This is a genomic window from Kitasatospora sp. NPDC087861, from assembly GCF_044742585.1.
In the GTDB taxonomy this organism is placed as follows: domain Bacteria; phylum Actinomycetota; class Actinomycetes; order Streptomycetales; family Streptomycetaceae; genus Kitasatospora.
The window spans coordinates 26,086-42,605 of record NZ_JBIUUS010000042.1; the positions used below are offsets into that span (position 1 = coordinate 26,086).

At 72.8% G+C, this 16,520-nt stretch carries 14 protein-coding genes; 8 read left to right on the forward strand and 6 right to left on the reverse strand.

Features of this window, described 5'->3' with window-relative positions; genetic code table 11:
* Nucleotides 1–63 precede the first annotated feature (63 nt).
* Both ACIOJE_RS35670 and ACIOJE_RS35675 read right to left on the reverse strand, forming a co-directional pair.
* The gene (locus ACIOJE_RS35670) at nucleotides 64–258 is read right to left on the reverse strand and encodes a DUF397 domain-containing protein (RefSeq protein WP_400782157.1); all 195 of its coding nucleotides are present in this window, start codon (nucleotides 256–258) and stop codon (nucleotides 64–66) included.
* Nucleotides 259–260: 2 nt separating this feature from the next.
* Nucleotides 261–1,127, reverse strand: a complete 867-nt coding sequence (locus ACIOJE_RS35675; protein WP_400782160.1) for a helix-turn-helix domain-containing protein — start codon at nucleotides 1,125–1,127, stop codon at nucleotides 261–263.
* 164 nt (nucleotides 1,128–1,291) lie between these two features.
* On the opposite strand from ACIOJE_RS35675, the gene ACIOJE_RS35680 reads away from it, so the two are divergent.
* The 5 genes from ACIOJE_RS35680 (at nucleotide 1,292) to ACIOJE_RS35700 (ending at nucleotide 8,659) form a co-directional block, all read left to right on the forward strand.
* Nucleotides 1,292–1,660 (forward strand): ATP-binding protein, encoded by a 369-nt coding sequence (locus ACIOJE_RS35680; RefSeq protein WP_280678682.1) that lies wholly within the window; start codon nucleotides 1,292–1,294, stop codon nucleotides 1,658–1,660.
* Nucleotides 1,657–1,908 (forward strand): hypothetical protein, encoded by a 252-nt coding sequence (locus ACIOJE_RS35685; RefSeq protein WP_280678680.1) that lies wholly within the window; start codon nucleotides 1,657–1,659, stop codon nucleotides 1,906–1,908. Before ACIOJE_RS35680 ends, ACIOJE_RS35685 begins: the two co-directional genes overlap by 4 nt.
* Nucleotides 1,909–2,209: 301 nt before the next feature.
* Nucleotides 2,210–3,577, forward strand: coding sequence for a TIR-like protein FxsC (locus ACIOJE_RS35690; RefSeq protein WP_400782162.1), 1,368 nt, complete (start codon nucleotides 2,210–2,212; stop codon nucleotides 3,575–3,577).
* Nucleotides 3,574–7,581, forward strand: coding sequence for an FxSxx-COOH system tetratricopeptide repeat protein (gene fxsT / locus ACIOJE_RS35695; RefSeq protein WP_400782164.1), 4,008 nt, complete (start codon nucleotides 3,574–3,576; stop codon nucleotides 7,579–7,581). The genes ACIOJE_RS35690 and fxsT overlap by 4 nt, the downstream gene beginning before the upstream one ends.
* A gap of 85 nt (nucleotides 7,582–7,666) precedes the next feature.
* Nucleotides 7,667–8,659, forward strand: coding sequence for a 2-hydroxyacid dehydrogenase (locus tag ACIOJE_RS35700; protein WP_400782166.1), 993 nt, complete (start codon nucleotides 7,667–7,669; stop codon nucleotides 8,657–8,659).
* 10 nt (nucleotides 8,660–8,669) lie between these two features.
* Here ACIOJE_RS35700 and ACIOJE_RS35705 read toward each other — a convergent pair whose 3' ends face one another.
* The 3 genes from ACIOJE_RS35705 to ACIOJE_RS35715 all read right to left on the reverse strand — a co-directional run bounded on the left by ACIOJE_RS35705 (nucleotide 8,670) and on the right by ACIOJE_RS35715 (nucleotide 11,412).
* A complete protein-coding gene (locus tag ACIOJE_RS35705; protein WP_280678851.1) occupies nucleotides 8,670–9,524 on the reverse strand; it encodes an alpha/beta hydrolase in 855 nt (284 codons plus the stop codon).
* A gap of 23 nt (nucleotides 9,525–9,547) precedes the next feature.
* Complete coding sequence (locus ACIOJE_RS35710) at nucleotides 9,548–10,447, reverse strand: DUF4231 domain-containing protein (RefSeq protein WP_400782169.1); 900 nt, start codon at nucleotides 10,445–10,447, stop codon at nucleotides 9,548–9,550.
* 200 nt (nucleotides 10,448–10,647) lie between these two features.
* Nucleotides 10,648–11,412: an SIS domain-containing protein gene (locus ACIOJE_RS35715; RefSeq protein ID WP_280678672.1), complete on the reverse strand. Its 765-nt coding sequence runs from the start codon at nucleotides 11,410–11,412 to the stop codon at nucleotides 10,648–10,650.
* Nucleotides 11,413–11,633: 221 nt separating this feature from the next.
* Here ACIOJE_RS35715 and ACIOJE_RS35720 point away from each other — a divergent pair, with 221 nt between their 5' ends.
* Nucleotides 11,634–12,332: a metal-dependent transcriptional regulator gene (locus ACIOJE_RS35720; protein WP_280678670.1), complete on the forward strand. Its 699-nt coding sequence runs from the start codon at nucleotides 11,634–11,636 to the stop codon at nucleotides 12,330–12,332.
* A gap of 438 nt (nucleotides 12,333–12,770) precedes the next feature.
* Here ACIOJE_RS35720 and ACIOJE_RS35725 read toward each other — a convergent pair whose 3' ends face one another.
* Nucleotides 12,771–13,481, reverse strand: a complete 711-nt coding sequence (locus ACIOJE_RS35725; protein ID WP_400782173.1) for a bifunctional DNA primase/polymerase — start codon at nucleotides 13,479–13,481, stop codon at nucleotides 12,771–12,773.
* Between the two features lie 306 nt (nucleotides 13,482–13,787).
* Between ACIOJE_RS35725 and ACIOJE_RS35730 the strand changes: the two genes are divergently transcribed.
* The gene (locus ACIOJE_RS35730) at nucleotides 13,788–15,164 is read left to right on the forward strand and encodes a transcriptional regulator (RefSeq protein WP_280678665.1); all 1,377 of its coding nucleotides are present in this window, start codon (nucleotides 13,788–13,790) and stop codon (nucleotides 15,162–15,164) included.
* Nucleotides 15,165–15,337: 173 nt separating this feature from the next.
* Nucleotides 15,338–16,516, forward strand: a complete 1,179-nt coding sequence (locus ACIOJE_RS35735; RefSeq protein WP_400782176.1) for a hypothetical protein — start codon at nucleotides 15,338–15,340, stop codon at nucleotides 16,514–16,516.
* Nucleotides 16,517–16,520: the final 4 nt, after the last annotated feature.

The window sequence follows — 16,520 nt, forward strand, 5'->3', positions numbered from 1 at the left end:
GCGGCGCCCGGGGGAAGGGCGGCTCCCGCGCGCGCGCGGGAGCCGCCCGTCTGTTCTGTGCGGTCAGATGGTGAAGTGGTCGAACTCGCCGGCCTTGGCGCCGCGGATCCAGGCGTTGAGCTTGGTGCGGGTGGTGGTGACGATGTGGGCGGGGTCGTCGGACTCGCGGATGTAGACCAGTTCGCCGTCGGAAGCGATCTCGACGCAGTCGGCCCTGTCACCGCTGAAGCTCGACTTCTGCCAGTTGAGCTGGCTCATGACTACCTACCTTGGATCTTGTACCGAATGTGCTGGATCAAGCCCCACGAGTCGCGATGGACGGACGACGCGGGTGTGGTGGTGCTCAGGGGCGGCAGCGCCAGTCCCCTGATCCGTTCGAACTTCCGTCGGAATGCGGCCACGTCCTCAGGATCTCCCAAGAAGTCCGAACCATGCGGATGTTCCAGCAGAACCGAGTCAAGCCGGGTGTGGGGCCCATGCATCAGGACGAACGACGTCTCGGTCGACGAGTAGCTGGTGCAGTCGAACGGGAGAATCTGGATCGTCACATGCGGCAACCCGCTGACCTCGACGAGGTGGTTGAGCTGATCGCGCATGATGGTCGGTCCTCCGTACATCATGTGCAGGGCTGCTTCATGGATCACTACGTGGAACGGTGGGGCGTTCTCGGAGGTCAGTAGCTGCTGGCGTTGTTGGCGGAACTGGACCTTCGTCGCCGCGTAGTCGTGGATGATTTCGCTGTATGCCTTGGTTTGCAGAAGGCCGGGGATCAGGAGCGTCTGGTAGCTGTCGAGGGCTGTCGCGCTCGCCTCTGCCTCGGCGAGATCAAGTGCAGTGGGGTGGACGTGCGGCTTGAAGTCGGCCCACCAGCCCGTCCTGACGCTCTTGCTCATGGCTGCGAGGCCGGCACGGTAGCCGGGGTCTGTGACCCCACAGAGATCGAGCCAGATGCTCAGTCGTTCAATGTTTAGGCCCATCCTGCCGGCTTCGATGTGGCTGATCGCCGGACCCTTCACGCCGATCGCCTGCCCGATCTCCAATGCCGAGCGCCCGGCGGCATCACGTACACGGCGAAGTTCCTCGCCGAGGCGGCGCTGACGTTCGCTGATTCCACTCCTGAAGCCCATGGGTGTGCCCTTCTCGCGGACTGTCGCCTACGGAAAGTGTAGGTGCATGTGCGGAGCGTGTTGCGAACTTCACGAAGATTCGCCTAAAGTCTTAGAACATCGCGCATCAGACGGATCGTCAGTTGCGTCTGCATGCACCCCTCTGCACCGCTGGGAGATTCCCCATGTGTGACCCCAACCTCAACTCCCCCTCCCTCACCGTGTCCCGCGAGGCGTTGTGCGACGCCATGGCGCGCGCCGGGTACGCGCACTCTGCGATCGTGGATGCCGAACTCGCGCTCGTGGAGCTGATCGTGAACGCCTGGCGGCACGGGGCGACCGCCGCGCCGATGGTCCTGGTCGTCATCGCTGACGGCACCCTCCGCGTCACCGTCGCCGACCGGAGCTCGGTGCTGCCCGAGCAGTGCAAGCCCAATGCCCTCGCCCAGTCCGGCCGCGGGCTCCAGCTGGTCGAGGGGCTCACCCACCGCTGGGGTGCGGAGCCGCAGAAGCTCGGCAAGCGGGTCTGGTTCGAGCTGGACGGCGCCGCGTGAACGCCCTCCACCCCATCCGCCCGGCCGACCCGGCGATCCGCCACCTCACCAGTCGGCAGATCTCCGGTCTGATCGTCGAACTCCGCTCCGAAGGTCGCGAGTTCGGCCTCCTCTGGCCCTCCGCCGATCCCGGCGAGGTCATCCTGGACGGCCGCTTCCTCGTCAACATCGGCAACATCCCGGCGAGCACTCTGATCAACCTCCTCGCGCTGATCCGCGAGTTCAAGCGCCACCGGGGCCGGCCGTGACGGGCCTGCTGGTCCTCATCCTGGTGGCCGCCGCCGTCGGTGGCGTCTGCCAGGCCCGTTCCGAGCGGCTGCGTCACCGGCGGGACCGTCGCGACCGGACATAGGTGCCATGCATGGCACACGGGCCCCGTTCGGTGATCGGGGCCCGTGCCTGTCCGGCCTTCGTGGTCGTCGTTTCGGTCATGTCAATTCGTACGACCCGTTGTGCTATTCCATTGGGCCCTCAGTCGTTCCTACACTGAGACCCCGCCGCACGGGGGCTGCGGGAACCAGGTTGCCGACGGGCCCGGGGGAGGCACGTGTGAACGACCGTGGCTGGGACGAGGACGATGCCCGGCCGTACTTCTTCCTCTCCTATGCGCACACCCCGAAGGCCGGTGCACGGGGCGCCGGCGATCCGAACCACTGGGTTCGGCAGCTGTACCGGGACCTCTGCGAGGCGGTGCTGCAGCTGACCACGGCGCCGGCCGGGGTGCCGGTCGGATTCATGGACGAGTCCATGCACCAGGGCGAGTTGTGGGCCGATCGGCTGTCCGAGGAGCTGGCGAGCTGCCGGGTGTTCGTACCGCTGTACTCGCCGCGCTACTTCAACAGCGTGCCGTGCGGTCAGGAGTGGCACGCCTTCACCCGCCGACCGGTCTACCCGGCGACCATCGACGCGGAGCGCACCAGCGGCATCGTGCCGGTGCTCTGGGCGCCGATGAGCCGCTACCGGCTGCCCGCCGTGGCCAGCGAACTGCAGTTCAACCACGCGAGTTTCGGGCCGGACTACGCCACCGAGGGCCTGTACGCGCTGATGAAGCTGACCTACTTCCGCTCCGCCTACGAGCTGGCCGTGCACCGGCTGGCGGCGCGGATCGTGCAGGTGGCGGAGGAGACGGTGATCCCGGTCGGGCGGCAGCTGGACTTCAACGGGCTGCCCAGCGCCTTCAACGTGAGCGCGCCGACCAAGCAGCTGCGGATCTCGGTGCTCTCGTACCACCAGGGCGAGTTGCCGGCGGACCGCAACCCCGACTTCTACGGCACCCGGCGCACCGACTGGCACCCGTACCGCCCGGCCGGCTCGCCGATCGCGCAGCACGCGGTGCGGCTGGCCCGGCAGTTGGGCTTCCAGCCGACCGTGCACGAGTTCGACGACGAGGTCGACTCGATCATCGATGGCAATGCCGAGGCCCCCGGCCTGCTGCTGCTCGACCGGTGGGCGCTGCGCGACCCCAACCGCCGCGAACTCGTCCGCCGCTTCGACCGCTCCGACGCCACCTGGGTGAGCGTCCTGGAACCGTGGAACACCGACGACCCGGAGTGCGAGGAACGCGCCGGCGAACTCGGCGAGTTGAGTGACCAGGCACTGCGCAAGACCCGGCGGGCGAGCCGCCCCAGCTTCCTCGGCGTGACCGGCCCGACCGGGCTGAACACCCTGGAGGACTTCGACGACGCGCTGCCCCGGGCCGCCATGAAGGCCAAGTACGCCTTCGAGGGCCGCACCAGGGCCGAGCCGGAGGACCCGTCGCCGCCCCGGCCGAACCTGCGGGACGCGTTCCGGCGCGGACCGGGCGGCTTCGGCGCGGACGGGAGCAGATCAGACCCCTTCGGCCACGACGACCACCCAGACCGCGACGACGGCGATGACCCCGATGGCCGGACGGCGCCCGTAGGAGGACCCAGATGAGCGAGAACCGCACCAGGAACCTCCGCATCGGGGGCCTCACCGCGGCCGAACTGACCGCCCAGCGCGATGCCGAGCGGCGCTCCGCGGAGCAGGACCGCAACGGCCGGATCATCACCTTCTACTCCTACAAGGGCGGCACCGGGCGCACCATGGCGCTCGCCAACACCGCCTGGATCCTGGCGGCCAACGGCTTCCGGGTGCTCACCGTGGACTGGGACCTGGAGGCGCCGGGCCTGGCCAAGTTCTTCCACCCCTTCCTCGATCCGGCCTCGCTGGCCGGCACGACCGGGATGATGGACCTGATCGCCGAGTACCGCGAGGAGGCGCTGCGCCCGGTCGAGCACGCCGAGGGCTGGCACCTGGACTTCGCCCGGGTGCACCCGCACGCGCTGTCGCTGTCCTGGCCGCTGTTCCCGGCCGGCGGCAGCCTGGACTTCCTGTCCGCGGGCCAGTTCAACCGGGACTACTCCGAGGCCGTCACCCACCTGGACTGGGACATCTTCTACGACCGCTTCGACGGCGGGCAGTTCTTCGACGCCCTCAAGGCGGACATGAGCAAGCGGTACGACTACGTGCTCATCGACTCGCGCACCGGTCTGTCCGACATCGCCGAGATCTGCACCGTCCAGATGCCCGACGACCTGGTGGTCTGCTTCACCCTGAGCGACCAGTCGATCGACGGTGCCTCCCGGATCGCCCAGCACATCCACGACCGCTACCGCGAGCGCGGCATCCGCATCCTGCCCGTCCCGATGCGCATCGACGAAGGCGAGAAGGAGAAGGCGGACGCCGGCCGGGCGCTCGCCCGGGTCCGCTTCGACGGGCTGCCGTCCGGCCTGAACGGCGACGAACTCGCCCAGTACTGGGGCTCGGTGGAGATCCCGTACCGGCCGTTCTACGCCTACGAGGAGATCCTGGCCACCTTCGGCGACCAGACCGGCACCCCCACCTCGATGCTGGCCGCCTGCGAGCGGCTCACCTCGATGATCACCGAGGGCAGGGTCGCCTCGCTGCCGCCGCTGGACGAGGAACTGCGGCTGCGCTACGTGGACGCGTTCACCCGCCGCCGCCCGTCCGTCCCCGCCGACCTCTACCTCTCCTACGTGCCCGAGGACCGGATGTGGGCCGACTGGATCGAGGCCGTGCTCACCCGGGCCGGCTTCCGGGTGCTGCCCCGCGACCTCAGCGCCGGCACCGACCCGCGCGAGGAGACCGAGCGCGGCATCGACGCCGCCTACCGGACCGTCGCCGTCCTCTCGCCCGCCTACCAGCGCTCCCCGCAGGCCCGGGCGCTGTGGGAGTCGGTGGTCAGCTCCGACCCGTCCGGCACCCGGCGCCAGCTCGTCCCGGTCCGGGTCGGGGACGTGCGGCTCACCGCGCCGTTCAGCAACCGCAACCCGGTCGACCTGGTCGGCCGCGACGAGGTGCAGTCCGTGCAGACCCTGCTGCGCGCCCTCGGCCGCGGCGACGTCGTGCTGACCGAGGCCAACGGCGGCGGACCGCGCTTTCCCGGCAGCAAGCCGGCGGTGTGGGACGTGCCGCCGCGCAACCCCTCCTTCACCGGCCGCGCCGCCGTCCTGGAGCAGCTGCGCAACCAGCTGCGCGGCGGCATGGCGGCCGTCCTGCCCACCCCGCAGACGCTGTACGGGCTCGGCGGCGTCGGCAAGACGCAGGTGGCGCTGGAGTACGCGCACCGCTTCATGTCCGACTACGACCTGGTGTGGTGGATCGACGCCGAGCAGACCGAACTGGTCGCCCCGGCGCTGGCCGACCTGGCCCGCCGACTCGGCCTGCGGGTCGGCGACTCGGTGACCGAGGCCGCCGAGGCCGCCCGGGAGGCGCTGCGCCGCGGCGTGCCGACTCAGCGCTGGCTGCTGATCTTCGACAACGCCGACGAACCGGCCGAGATCCGCCGCTTCTTCCCCGGCGGCTCCGGCCACATCCTGGTCACCTCCCGCAACCAGGCCTGGACCGGGCACGCCGAGGCGCTGGAGGTGGACGTCTTCACCCGCGGCGAGAGCGTCGAGCACCTGTGCCGGCGAGCCCGCGGCCTGTCCCGCCCGGACGCCGACCGGGTCGCCGAGGCGGTCGGCGACCTGCCGCTCGCCGTCGAGGTCGCGGCCGCCTGGCTGGACACCACCGGCACCCCGGTGGAGACCTACGTCGCCCAGCTGCACGCCGAGGCGGCCCGCGCGCTGGCCGTCTCCCGCCCCGCCGACTACCCGACCCCGGTCGGCGCCACCTGGAACGTCTCGATCGGCCGGCTGCGCCAGCAGTCCCCGGCCGCCGTACGGCTGTTGCAGCTGTGCGCGTTCTTCGCGCCCGAGCCGATCTCGATGAACCTGTTCTACAGCGACCAGATGATCCGGGCGCTGGTGAAGTACGACGCCGACCTCAGCGACAAGTTCATGCTGGGCAAGGTGATCCAGGCGATCGGCCGGTACGCGCTGGCGAAGGTGGACGCGGGCAGCAACAGCTTCCAGGTGCACCGCCTCGTCCAGGCGGTGATCCGGGCCGAGATGACCGACGACGAGCAGGAGGTCGCCGTCCACGAGGTGCATCGCATCCTCACCGGCGCCCGGCCCGTCCTCGGCGACACCGACGACCCCGCCAACTGGCCCGCCTTCGACGAGATCTGGCCGCACCTGTCGCCCTCCAGGGCGCACAACTGCGACGAGGCGGACACCCGCCAGCTGCTCATCGACCGCGTCCGCTACCTCTGGAAGCGCGGTGAACTCGACCGCGCCCGGGACCTCGGCCACGCCCTGGACGCCGAGTGGACCGGCAAGCTCGGCGAGGACGACCGGCAGACCCTGCTGCTGCGCTTCCAGCTCGCCAACGTGCTGCGCTCGCAGGGAAGTTACGCCGAGGCGCTGGCCCTGGACGAGGACACCCTGGAGCGCCAGCGGGCGCTGCTCGGCGAGCACCACCCGTACACCCTGATGACGGCCGGCTCCCTCGGCGCCGACCGTCGGGCGCTCGGCCGGTTCCAGGCCGCGCTCGACCTGGACCGGGAAATCCTCGACCAGTTCCGGGAGTTGTTCGGGGACGACAACCCGCGCACGCTCTCCATGGCGAACAACCTGGCGATCGACTACCGGCTGGTCGGCGAGAGCGAGGCCGCCCGCGAACTCGACCAGGAGACCCTGGACCGGCGCATCGCCGTGCTCGGCCCCAAGCACCCGTACACCCTCATCACCAAGTCCGCCCTCGCCCGGGACCTGCGCGAACTCGGCGACTACAGCGGCTCGGCGGACCTGCTCCGGGAAGTCACCACGGACTTCGGCGACGGGCTGGACCCGGGGCTTCCGGAAAGCCTGCGCAACGCCAAGTCGCTGGCCGTCTCGCTGCGCCGGATGGGCCAGCTCGCCGAGGCCCGCCGGATCACCAAGGAGACCTACGAGCGCTACCTGGAGCGGTACGGCGCCGACGCCCCCGACGCGCTCGCCTGCGCGCTCAACCTGGCCGCCGACCACAGCGCCTCGGGCGACAAGGAGGCCGCCCGGGACCTCTGCTCCACCGTCTTCGAAGGCCACCGGCGGCTGTTCGGCGACGAGCACCCCTTCACCCTGGCCTGCGCCAACAACCTCGGCATCTACCTGCGCGGCAGCGGCGACGTCCAGGGCGCCATCGACCGCGGCCGGGCTACCGTCGAGGGGCTGACCGGCTCGGTCGGACCGGAGCACCCCTACACCCTCAACGCGATGATCAACCTGGCCAACGCCTACGGCGACGACGGCCAGATCGGCCTCGCCGAGGAACTCGGCCGGACCGCCTACCAGGGCCTGTGCGACCGCTACACGCCCCGGCACCCGGACGCCGTCGCCTGCGAGGCCAATCTGGCGATCACCCTGCGCTCGGCCGGCCGGCACACCCAGGCCGCCGAGCTGCGGGCGCGCGCGATCGGCGAGCTGATCCGGCAGTTCGGGGAGGAACACCCCAACACGGTGGCGGCGCGCGGCTGGAAGCGGATCAACCGGGACCTGGAGCCGCAGCCGGTGTAGCCGAGCGGCCGGGCGGGGCGGAGGCGGGTACGGCGAAGGGGACGGTACGGCGGGGGCGCGCCGGGGGCGGGTACGCTGCGGGCTCATGAGCACCCCGCCCCCGGCTCCGTCCCCGTCCCCGGCCCAGCCCCCGGTGCTGGTCACCCGACGCCTCGCGCCCGGGGTGATCGAGGGGCTCACCGCGCACCACGCCGTCACCTGCCACGACTCCGACCAGGCGATGGACCGGGCCGACCTGCTGGCCGCCGTCCGCGGCCGCCGGGCCGTGCTCACCACCCTGGACGACCGGGTGGACGGCGAGTTCCTGGACGCGGCCGGCCCCGGCCTCGCCATCGTCGCCAACCACGCGGTGGGGCACCACAACATCGACCTGGCCGCCTGCGCCGAGCGCGGCGTACCGGTCTCCCACACCCCCGGCGTGCTCACCACCGCCACCGCCGACATGGCCTGGGCACTGCTGCTGGCCGCCACCCGCCGACTCGGCGAGGGCGAGCGGCTGCTGCGCTCCGGCCGCCCCTGGACCTGGGCGCCGAACTTCCTGCTCGGCCTGGAGCTGGCCGGCACCCCGCTCGGCGTGCTCGGCATGGGCCGGATCGGTCAGGCGGTGGCCCGCCGGGCCCGCGCCTTCGACATGCCGGTCAGCTACCACAACCGCCGCGAGCTGGCGCCCGAGCAGGCCGACGGCGCCACCTGGCGGCCGCTGGAGGAGCTGCTCGCCACCTCCACGGTGCTGGTCGTCACCGCCCCGCTCAGCGCCGCCACCCGGCACCTGCTGGACGCCCGCCGGCTCGCCCTGCTGCCGCGCGGGGCGGTGGTGGTCAGCATGACCGCCGGGGTGGTGGACGAGGAGGCGCTGGCCGCCGCGCTGGAGTCCGGCGCGCTGTTCGCCGCCGCCGTGGACAACTTCGAGCACGAGCCGGCCGTCCCGGCCGCGCTGCTCGCCCAGGAACGCGCGGTGCTGGCCCCGCACCTGGGCAGCGCCACCGTCCGCACCCGGCAGGCGATGGGCGGGCTGGCGGTGGACAACATCCTGGCCGTGCTGGGCGGGGGAGCGCCGGTCACCCCGGTGACGGCCTGACGGACACGCCCTAACCCGCCGCCCAGGCCAGGGCGGTGGTCAGCACCCGGAACGCCCCGAAGTGCGCGGCGCCGGGCTCCAGGAAGAGCTCGGCGCCGGGGATGTGGTCGGCCAGCCAGCGGGAGTGCTCGACCGGGGAGAACTGGTCGTCGGCGCCGTGCCACAGCCAGCTCGGCACCGCGATGTCCTCGACCCGGAACCCCCAGTCGGCGGTGAACGCCAGCACGTCGTCGATCCAGCCGTCCGCGCCGTGCCGGAACGCCTCCCGGTAGTTGCTCTGCAGCATCCGCCGCAGTCCGCTGTCGGCCACCACCTCCCGGTCGGCGGGCGACAGTTCGGGCCGCAGCCCGTTCAGCAGCCGGACCGGGTCGTCCTTGATCTGCAGGGAACGGAACTCCATCGCGTCGGTGATCCGGCCGTGCCCGCGCTCCGCCTCCTGGTAGGCGTGCACGTTGGACGGGGTCATCCCGGCGTACCAGTCCAGGCCGGCCGCGTCGCGCGGCGCCAGGCCGACCAGCACCGCCACCCGGCTGACCCGCTGCGGCAGCAGCGCCGCGCAGGCCAGCGCGTGCGGGCCGCCGCCGGAACGGCCGAGCACCGCGAAGCCGTCCAGCCCCAGGTCGTCCGCGATGGTCCGGACGTCGGCCGCCGCCGCGCTCACCCGGCGGCCGAACTGCCGGGTCGAGTCGCCGTAGCCGGGCCGGTCGTAGGAGATCAGCCGCACCCCCAGCCGGTACAGGACGGTGCTGCGCGGGTGCGGGCCCACCCGGCTGCCGGGCATGCCGTGCAGCAGGAACACCGGCCGGCCGCGCGGGTCGCCCAGGGACTCGACGGCGAGGGCCCGGCCGTCCGCGGCCTTGACCATCCGTAACGACACCTGCGGCCTCCTCAGTGGTCCCGGTCGGTGGTGGTGCGGATCTCCCGGCGGGCCTGCCAGGTGGTGTGCTCGCGCGAGACCGCGTCCTCGGCGTCCCGGGCCAACCGGGCCCAGAGCTCCTCGGCGTCCGCCGACGCCAGGTCCAGCCCGGCCAGTTGGCGCCGGATGAGCTCCAGCTCGTCGGCGGCCAGCCCGTACGCGGCGGCCAGCGGGCGGTACTGGCGCAGCTGCGCCCAGGCGGTGACCGAGGCGGCCACCGCCGAGACCGTGCCCAGCGCGTCGTAGGTGAACGCGCCGAGCGCCCGCAGCACCGCCAGCACCAGCCCGAGCGCCGGCAGGACCACGCCCAGCACCCCGGCCAGGTCGCCCGCCCGGGCGCAGTAGCGGGACTTGGCGCGGTACCAGTCGTGCTGCACCTGGATCCGCTCCCGCAGGTACACCTCGCGCCGCACCGCGAGCGGCTGCTCGCGCAGGTCGCGCATCGCCGCGGTGATCTCCACCCCGGTGCCCGGCGCGACCACCCGGCCGCCCGGGAAGGCGCCCAGCACCCCGCCGAGCTGGAAGCGGTACAGGCCCTCGGCGTCCGGCAGGGTGCGCGGCGGCGGCTGGTAGGCGTCCGCCCGGACGGCGAACTTCCAGGCCAGCGTCTTGACCGACTCGGCGGCCGCCCGGCCCTCGTACCAGAGGCCCTGCGGGTTCTGCCGGCTGATCACCACCGCGAGGGCGATCGCGCCGAGGTAGGCGGCGGCCGCCGCCCAGGCCCACGGCTCGCCGTCGGCCGAGCCGGTCGCGGCGGCGAGGACCAGCAGCAGCAGTTCCCAGGCGGACAGGAGCACCGAGCGCCGCTGGCCGCGCAGCGAGGCCGCGTCGGCGGTCCAGAAGAACTCCGGCAGCAGGTCCCGCTCGCGCACCCACCCCGTCCGTCCAGTCCCAGACGCCATGGTCGGCCCCCACCCGTCGCTCCGGTCGCACCGCTCTCCTGCCCCGGGCGGCTTCCCGGTACGCCTGGCCCGCCCCGGGGCCGCCCGCAATGGCCGGGATGCCCCGGTGGATTGTCCGGGCCGGGTACGTTCGGTGGGTGGTCCGGCACCGTGCGTGGCACCCGGGGGCTTCAGTAGGTGTAGAGGATCCGGTCGGCGTTGTCGGCCATCTGCTTGGCGTTCCACTCGGTGCCGCCGGGGACGTTGCCGGAGCGGAACAGCGGCGGGGCCGCGGCGGTGCCGGCGGCCGCCGCGTCGGCCAGCCGGCCGACCGCCGAGGCGACCACGGCCTGCATCAGCGCGCTGGTCACGATGGTGGAGACCGGGCCGAAGGTGGTCTCGGCGGCCGGGTGGGTCAGCTCGCCGTCCCCGACCGCGATCTTGCTGTCCAGCACCACGTCGCAGTGGTCCTTCAGGTACGTGCCGGACGGGTGCGCCGAGGGCACCTCGCCCGGGTAGGCGAGCGAGGTCACGCCGATCACCTTCAGGCCGCGGTCCCGGGCGTACCGGGCCAGCTCGACCGGCATGACCTGACGGCCGGACAGCGAGATCAGGAACAGCAGGTCCCCGGCGGTGGCCGGGGTCAGGTCCAGGGTGGTGGTGGCCAGGCCGGAGACCCGCTCCAGCGCGCTGGCCAGCGGCGCGGGCATCACCGTCACCCCGGCCATCCCGGGGACGTTCAGCAGGTTCATCGGGACCAACCCGCCGGCCCGGTAGACCACGTCCTGGGCCGGCAGCGCGGAGTGTCCGGCACCGAAGGTGAACACCCGGCGTCCCTCGGTGATCGCCTCGGCGAGCAGCGCCGCAGCGGCCTCGATGGTGTCGGCCTCCTCCTCCCGGACCCGCTGGAGGTGGGCGATCGCGGCGTCGAAGTACCGGCCGACCAGGTCGTTCATCTGTTGCCTTCGCTCTCTGCCGGTGGGGGAGCCGGCCGGGTGGGGTGGTCCGGGTGGTCCAGACCGCCAGTGGAGAAAGCTACGGCGAGCACGGTGGCGCCCCGGCGGCACCGCTGTCAACAGGAACGAAAACCGGTCCCCCGGGCCCCTGCGCGGGCCCGGTTGTCCGCGCAGTACGTCAGAATTGGCGGTGAGGACACCGAAGAACGGAGCCAGCGGCGATGTCTGGGCTGATCGACACCACTGAGATGTACCTTCGCACCATCCTGGAGCTGGAGGAGGAAGGCATCGTCCCGATGCGCGCCCGGATCGCCGAGCGACTGGAGCAGAGCGGCCCCACGGTCAGCCAGACGGTCGGCCGGATGGAGCGCGACGGGCTGTTGCAGGTCGCGGGGGACCGCCACCTCGAACTCACCGACGACGGGCGCCGGCTGGCGGTGCGCGTCATGCGCAAGCACCGCATCGCCGAGTGCCTGCTGGTCGACGTGATCGGCCTGGAGTGGGAGCAGGTCCACGAGGAGGCCTGCCGCTGGGAGCACGTGATGAGCGAGACGGTCGAGCGCAAGGTGCTCGCCATGCTCGGCCACCCGACCCAGTCCCCGTACGGCAACCCGATCCCGGGCCTGGACGAGCTGGGCGACGCCAAGGCGGAGGGCGAGGGCTTCGACGCCGCGCTCGTCCCGCTGGACACCGTCAGGCCGGGCGACGGCGGCGCCAGCGTGGTGGTCCGCCGGATCGGCGAGCCGATCCAGACCGACGGCGAGCTGATGCGCACGCTGCGCCGGGCCGGGATCCGGCCGGGCTCCACCGTGCAGGTGAGCGCCGGCGTCGGCGTCGGCGGCGTGCTGGTCGGCACCGGGGAGAACGCGGCGGAGCTGGGCAAGGACATCGCCCAGCACGTCTTCGTCGCCCAGGCCTGAGCGGGCGGCCACCGGGGCCTCCCCGGAACGACGAGAAGGGCCCGCTGCTTCCCGTGCAGCGGGCCCTTTCGCCTCCCCGTACCCTCCCCGTTCCCTCCCGTCCCTCCCGTCCCTCCCGTTCCCCTCCGCTCCCTCCCGGTCCCCTCCACCGCCTCGCCCGGCTTCCCCGTCCGAGCGCTCCCTCCGGCGTCCCCTCGCACCGCAATTCCTCCCCTCGGCCGATCATGGCAATCCTTGAGCGTTGTCACTCGTCCGGGGGGCTTTCGCCCATGATCAGCGGGTAGACCGAGGCCTTATCCGCACATGCGTGTGACGGGCCCCGTCTCCGGTGGGAGACAAGGCCCGTCAGTCGCGCGCAGGGGTGTCGCGCGCCGTGCGCCCTCACCCGATCGGTCCAGGGCGGTCTTGCGCGGGGCGGTGAATCGTCGCCGCGTCCGTTCAGCGCACCGCCGCCGGCTGCGCGGGCTCGGGGCGGACGGCGGCGGGCGCCTCGCGTCCGCACGCGTAGGCGAGCGGGCTGATCAGCTCGGCGGCGTCGGGCAGCCAGCGGTTGAGCGCCGAGGGGGAGCGGGCCCACTGGGCGTAGCCGGTGCCGCCGATCCGGGACGGCGGGGCGACCGTCCAGTCCCCCTCGCCGCGGGCGACCAGGTCCAGCCGGCCGGGCGGCCAGCCGAGCTTGCGGAGCATCTCCGGCAGCTTGGCCGCCACCCCGGGCAGCACCAGGAAGTGCAGCCGCCGGCCGACCCGCCCGGGCGAGGCGGGCAGCACCGCGACCGGGCCCAGCTGGAGGTCCATCCGCTCCATCCGGGCCAGCGCCAGGCATCCGGCCGTCTCCGGGACGTCCAGGACGTCGAAGGACCGGCCGGTGGGCAGCAGGATCGAGGCCTGCGGCCGCTCGGTCCACCAGCGCCGTACCGCCCCCGGCCCGGCGCTCGCCTTGCGGGCCCAGTCCGCGTCGAGCGGGTGGGCCCCCGGCAGCAGGCAGCGCGGGTCGCCGCAGGAGCAGCGGGCGGGCCCGTCGCCGTCGATCAGCCAGGCACCGGGAGCGACCTCCCAGTGGCGGTCCTCGGCGTAGCCGACGGCTTCGATGAGCAGCGGGGGCAGTCCGGCGTTCTTGCCCTGGTCGGGGGAGTCGGGGATGTCTTCCACGCGCTGCTCAACTACCGTGTGTGAGGCTGGTTACGGCCCGGCGGGGGCCGGTTGGACGCATTCCGGCAATGTCACCCGATCCGGTTACTCAAGCGAGTTGAGGCGGGTGGAGGCAGGCGCAGTGGGGGCGCACGGGAGCATTTCCCAGGGCGCGTGGGGGGTGCGGTTCGTCACCGTGGGTATCCCGCTGGCGTTGCTGATCGCTAACCTGGTGTCAGATTCCTTGGACGGTCGGACAGTCGGCAACAGATCAGCAGAATCGTCGCCCGCCGGCCGGGACCGGAGGGTGTGGGGAGGCGAAGCCCAATGGCCGCGAGACCACTCGTCGCACGACAGCCCAACGAGCGTCTGCAGCAACTGATCCAGGAGGCCAGCTGCTCCAACGCGGGCCTGGCCCGGAGGGTCAACCTCTGCGGCGCCGAGCACGGTCTGGACCTGCGGTACGACAAGACCTCCGTCGCCCGCTGGCTGCGCGGTCAGCAGCCGCGCGGACAAGCGCCGGCCGTGATCGCCGAGGCCCTCGGCCGCAAGCTCGGCCGCAGCGTGTCGGTCGAGGAGATCGGCATGGCCGACGGCAAGAACCTCAGCTCCGGCATCGGGCTGCAGTTCGCGCCGACCCTGAACGCCGCCCTGGAGCAGGTCTGCGAGCTCTGGCGCAGCGACGTCGGCCGGCGGGACTTCCTGACCGGGGCCACGGTCGCGGCCTCGGCGCTGGTGGAGCCCAGCCGGGACTGGCTGATCACCCCGCCCGACCCGGTGGTGGCACGCGCCGGCGGCCCCCGGGTCGGCCCGACCGACGTGGCCGCGATCAAGGCCACCACCACGATGCTGGTGGACCTGGACCACCGCTTCGGCAGCGGGCACGTGCGCCCGGTGGTCGTGCACTACCTCAACTCGGTGGTCTCCAGCCTGCTCGGCGGGGCGTACCGGGAGGAGACCGGGCGCCAACTCTTCGCCGCGGTGGCCAGGTTGACCGAACTGGCCGGCTACATGGCGGTGGACACCGGCCAACCCGGTCTGGCCCAGCGTTACTACATCCAGGCGCTCCGGCTCGCCCAGGCCGCCGACGACCGCGGCTACGGCGGCTACGTGCTGGCGGCCTCGATGAGCCACCTGGCGGCGACGCTCGGCAATCCGCGGGAGATCGCCCAGCTCGCCCGCGCCGCGCAGGAGGGCGCCCGGACGGTCGCCACCCCGACGGCGATGGCGATGTTCTACGCCGCCGAGGCCCGCGGACACGCCCTGCTCGGGGACGCCCGCTCCTGCGAGGCGGTGGCGGCCAAGGCGCTGGAGATGATGGAGAAGCGCCACCCGGAGGACGACCCGGACTGGATCGTCCACTTCGACGACGCCTACCTGGCGGACGAGCTGGCCCACTGTCACCGCGACCTGGAACAGGCCGGCCAGGCCGAGCACTACGCCCGCCGGGCGCTCGACCTGCACCCGCCGACCCGGGTCCGCCGCCGCGCGGTGGACCTCGTCCTGCTCGCCACCGCCCAGCTGCAACAGCGGGACCTCGAACGCGCCTGTGAGACGGGCGCGCAGGCGGTCCGGCTGCTGAGCGGGCTGCGGTCCAACCGCGGCGTGGAGTACCTGGACGAGTTCCGGCGCCGGCTGGAGCCGTACCGGGAGCAGCGGGTGGTCCGCGAGTTCCACGCCAGGGCGGATGCGGAGGCAGCCTGAGCCCCGGCAGGGCGGTGTGAGGGGAGCGTGAGGGATGTTGTCCCGCCCACGTGGTCACCCGGTTCGGTGAACCGGTAGCGTGGGCGCGACGTCCAAGGAACTGTGATGCTCCCAAGAAACGACGAGATGTGGTCCGCCGTCAGCGCGCGGTCGTGCACAGGTGAGGAATCGCGTTGAGCCAGCGCCGCTCGTATCCCAACTCGGGTGACTTCAACCTGGACGACCTGTTCCGCCCCGAGCCCGGCCAGCCCCAGGGCGCGCCGGGCCACCAGCAGGGCCAGGCGGCCGTGCCGCCGGTGGGACAGCCGTCCGGGCAGCCGGAGTACCTCGGCGAGGGCGGGCACGCGCTGCCGACCCAGGCCATGCCGGCCCAGCCCGCCCCGTGGGCCGGCGCGCCGCAGCCCGGCTACGGCGTCCCGCAGCACGACCCGGCCCCGGAGACGCAGCACCTGCCGCCGTACCCGGCCGGGGACCCGCACACGGGCGGCTACCCCGCGGCCCAGGCCCGGCCCGGGTACCCGCAGCAGCCCGGCCAGGCCGGCTACCAGGGCTACCCGCAGGCCGCGCAGCCGCAGCCGGCCTACCCCGGCCAGGACTACGGGCAGAACCCCGGCCAGCCCGGCCAGGACTACGGCCAGAGCTACGGCCAGGGCTTCGACAACACCCAGGTGACCGCGCCGGAGCGCGTCCGCGGCGGCCGTCCCTCCAACAAGCTGGTCATCGGCGGCGTGGTGGCCGGCGTCGCGGCGGCCGGCATCCTGGTCGCGGTCCTGATGAACGGGGACGACACCACCTCCGGCGCCGACCGGAAGACCTCCCCGGTGGCCGCCACCGGCAGCGCCGCCGCCACCGGCACCGGCACGGCGAGCGCGAGCGGCTCGGCGGCCGCCGTCGACCCGGCGGTCAAGGCCCAGGCCCAGCCGCTGTCGGACCTGATCGGCACCGCGAGCGACAGCCGCTCGGCGGTGGTCGGCGCGGTCTCCTCGGTGCAGAAGTGCGACAAGCTGCCCGAGTCGCAGCAGGCGCTCACCGGCGCGGCCGGCAAGCGGCGCGAACTGCAGGCCAAGCTCGGCCAGCTGAAGACGGACAAGCTGCCCGGCGGCCCGCAGCTGGTCGAGCAGCTCAACGCGGCGTGGACCGCCTCCGCGCAGGCCGACGACGAGTACGCGGCCTGGGCCTCGGACTCCCAGGCCCCGGGCGCCTGCGACCCGAAGAAGCTGGACAACCAGCACTACAAGAACGCCGTCCAGGCCAGCGGCACGGCGACCACCGCGAAGAAGCAGGCCGCCACCCTCTGGAACGCGATCGCCGCCCAGACCGGCCTGCCCAACCGCAGCGACGGCGACCTCTAGGAAG

Bases quoted from the DNA above. Each gene is read 5' to 3' on its own strand.
- ACIOJE_RS35680 (WP_280678682.1), top strand. From the start codon at position 1,292: ATGTGTGACCCCAACCTCAACTCCCCCTCCCTCACCGTGTCCCGCGAG.
- fxsT (WP_400782164.1), top strand. From the start codon at position 3,574: ATGAGCGAGAACCGCACCAGGAACCTCCGCATCGGGGGCCTCACCGCG.
- ACIOJE_RS35675 (WP_400782160.1), bottom strand. From the start codon at position 1,127: ATGGGCTTCAGGAGTGGAATCAGCGAACGTCAGCGCCGCCTCGGCGAG.
- ACIOJE_RS35670 (WP_400782157.1), bottom strand. From the start codon at position 258: ATGAGCCAGCTCAACTGGCAGAAGTCGAGCTTCAGCGGTGACAGGGCC.
- ACIOJE_RS35700 (WP_400782166.1), top strand. From the start codon at position 7,667: ATGAGCACCCCGCCCCCGGCTCCGTCCCCGTCCCCGGCCCAGCCCCCG.
- ACIOJE_RS35720 (WP_280678670.1), top strand. From the start codon at position 11,634: ATGTCTGGGCTGATCGACACCACTGAGATGTACCTTCGCACCATCCTG.
- ACIOJE_RS35705 (WP_280678851.1), bottom strand. From the start codon at position 9,524: ATGGTCAAGGCCGCGGACGGCCGGGCCCTCGCCGTCGAGTCCCTGGGC.
- ACIOJE_RS35715 (WP_280678672.1), bottom strand. From the start codon at position 11,412: ATGAACGACCTGGTCGGCCGGTACTTCGACGCCGCGATCGCCCACCTC.
- ACIOJE_RS35730 (WP_280678665.1), top strand. From the start codon at position 13,788: ATGGCCGCGAGACCACTCGTCGCACGACAGCCCAACGAGCGTCTGCAG.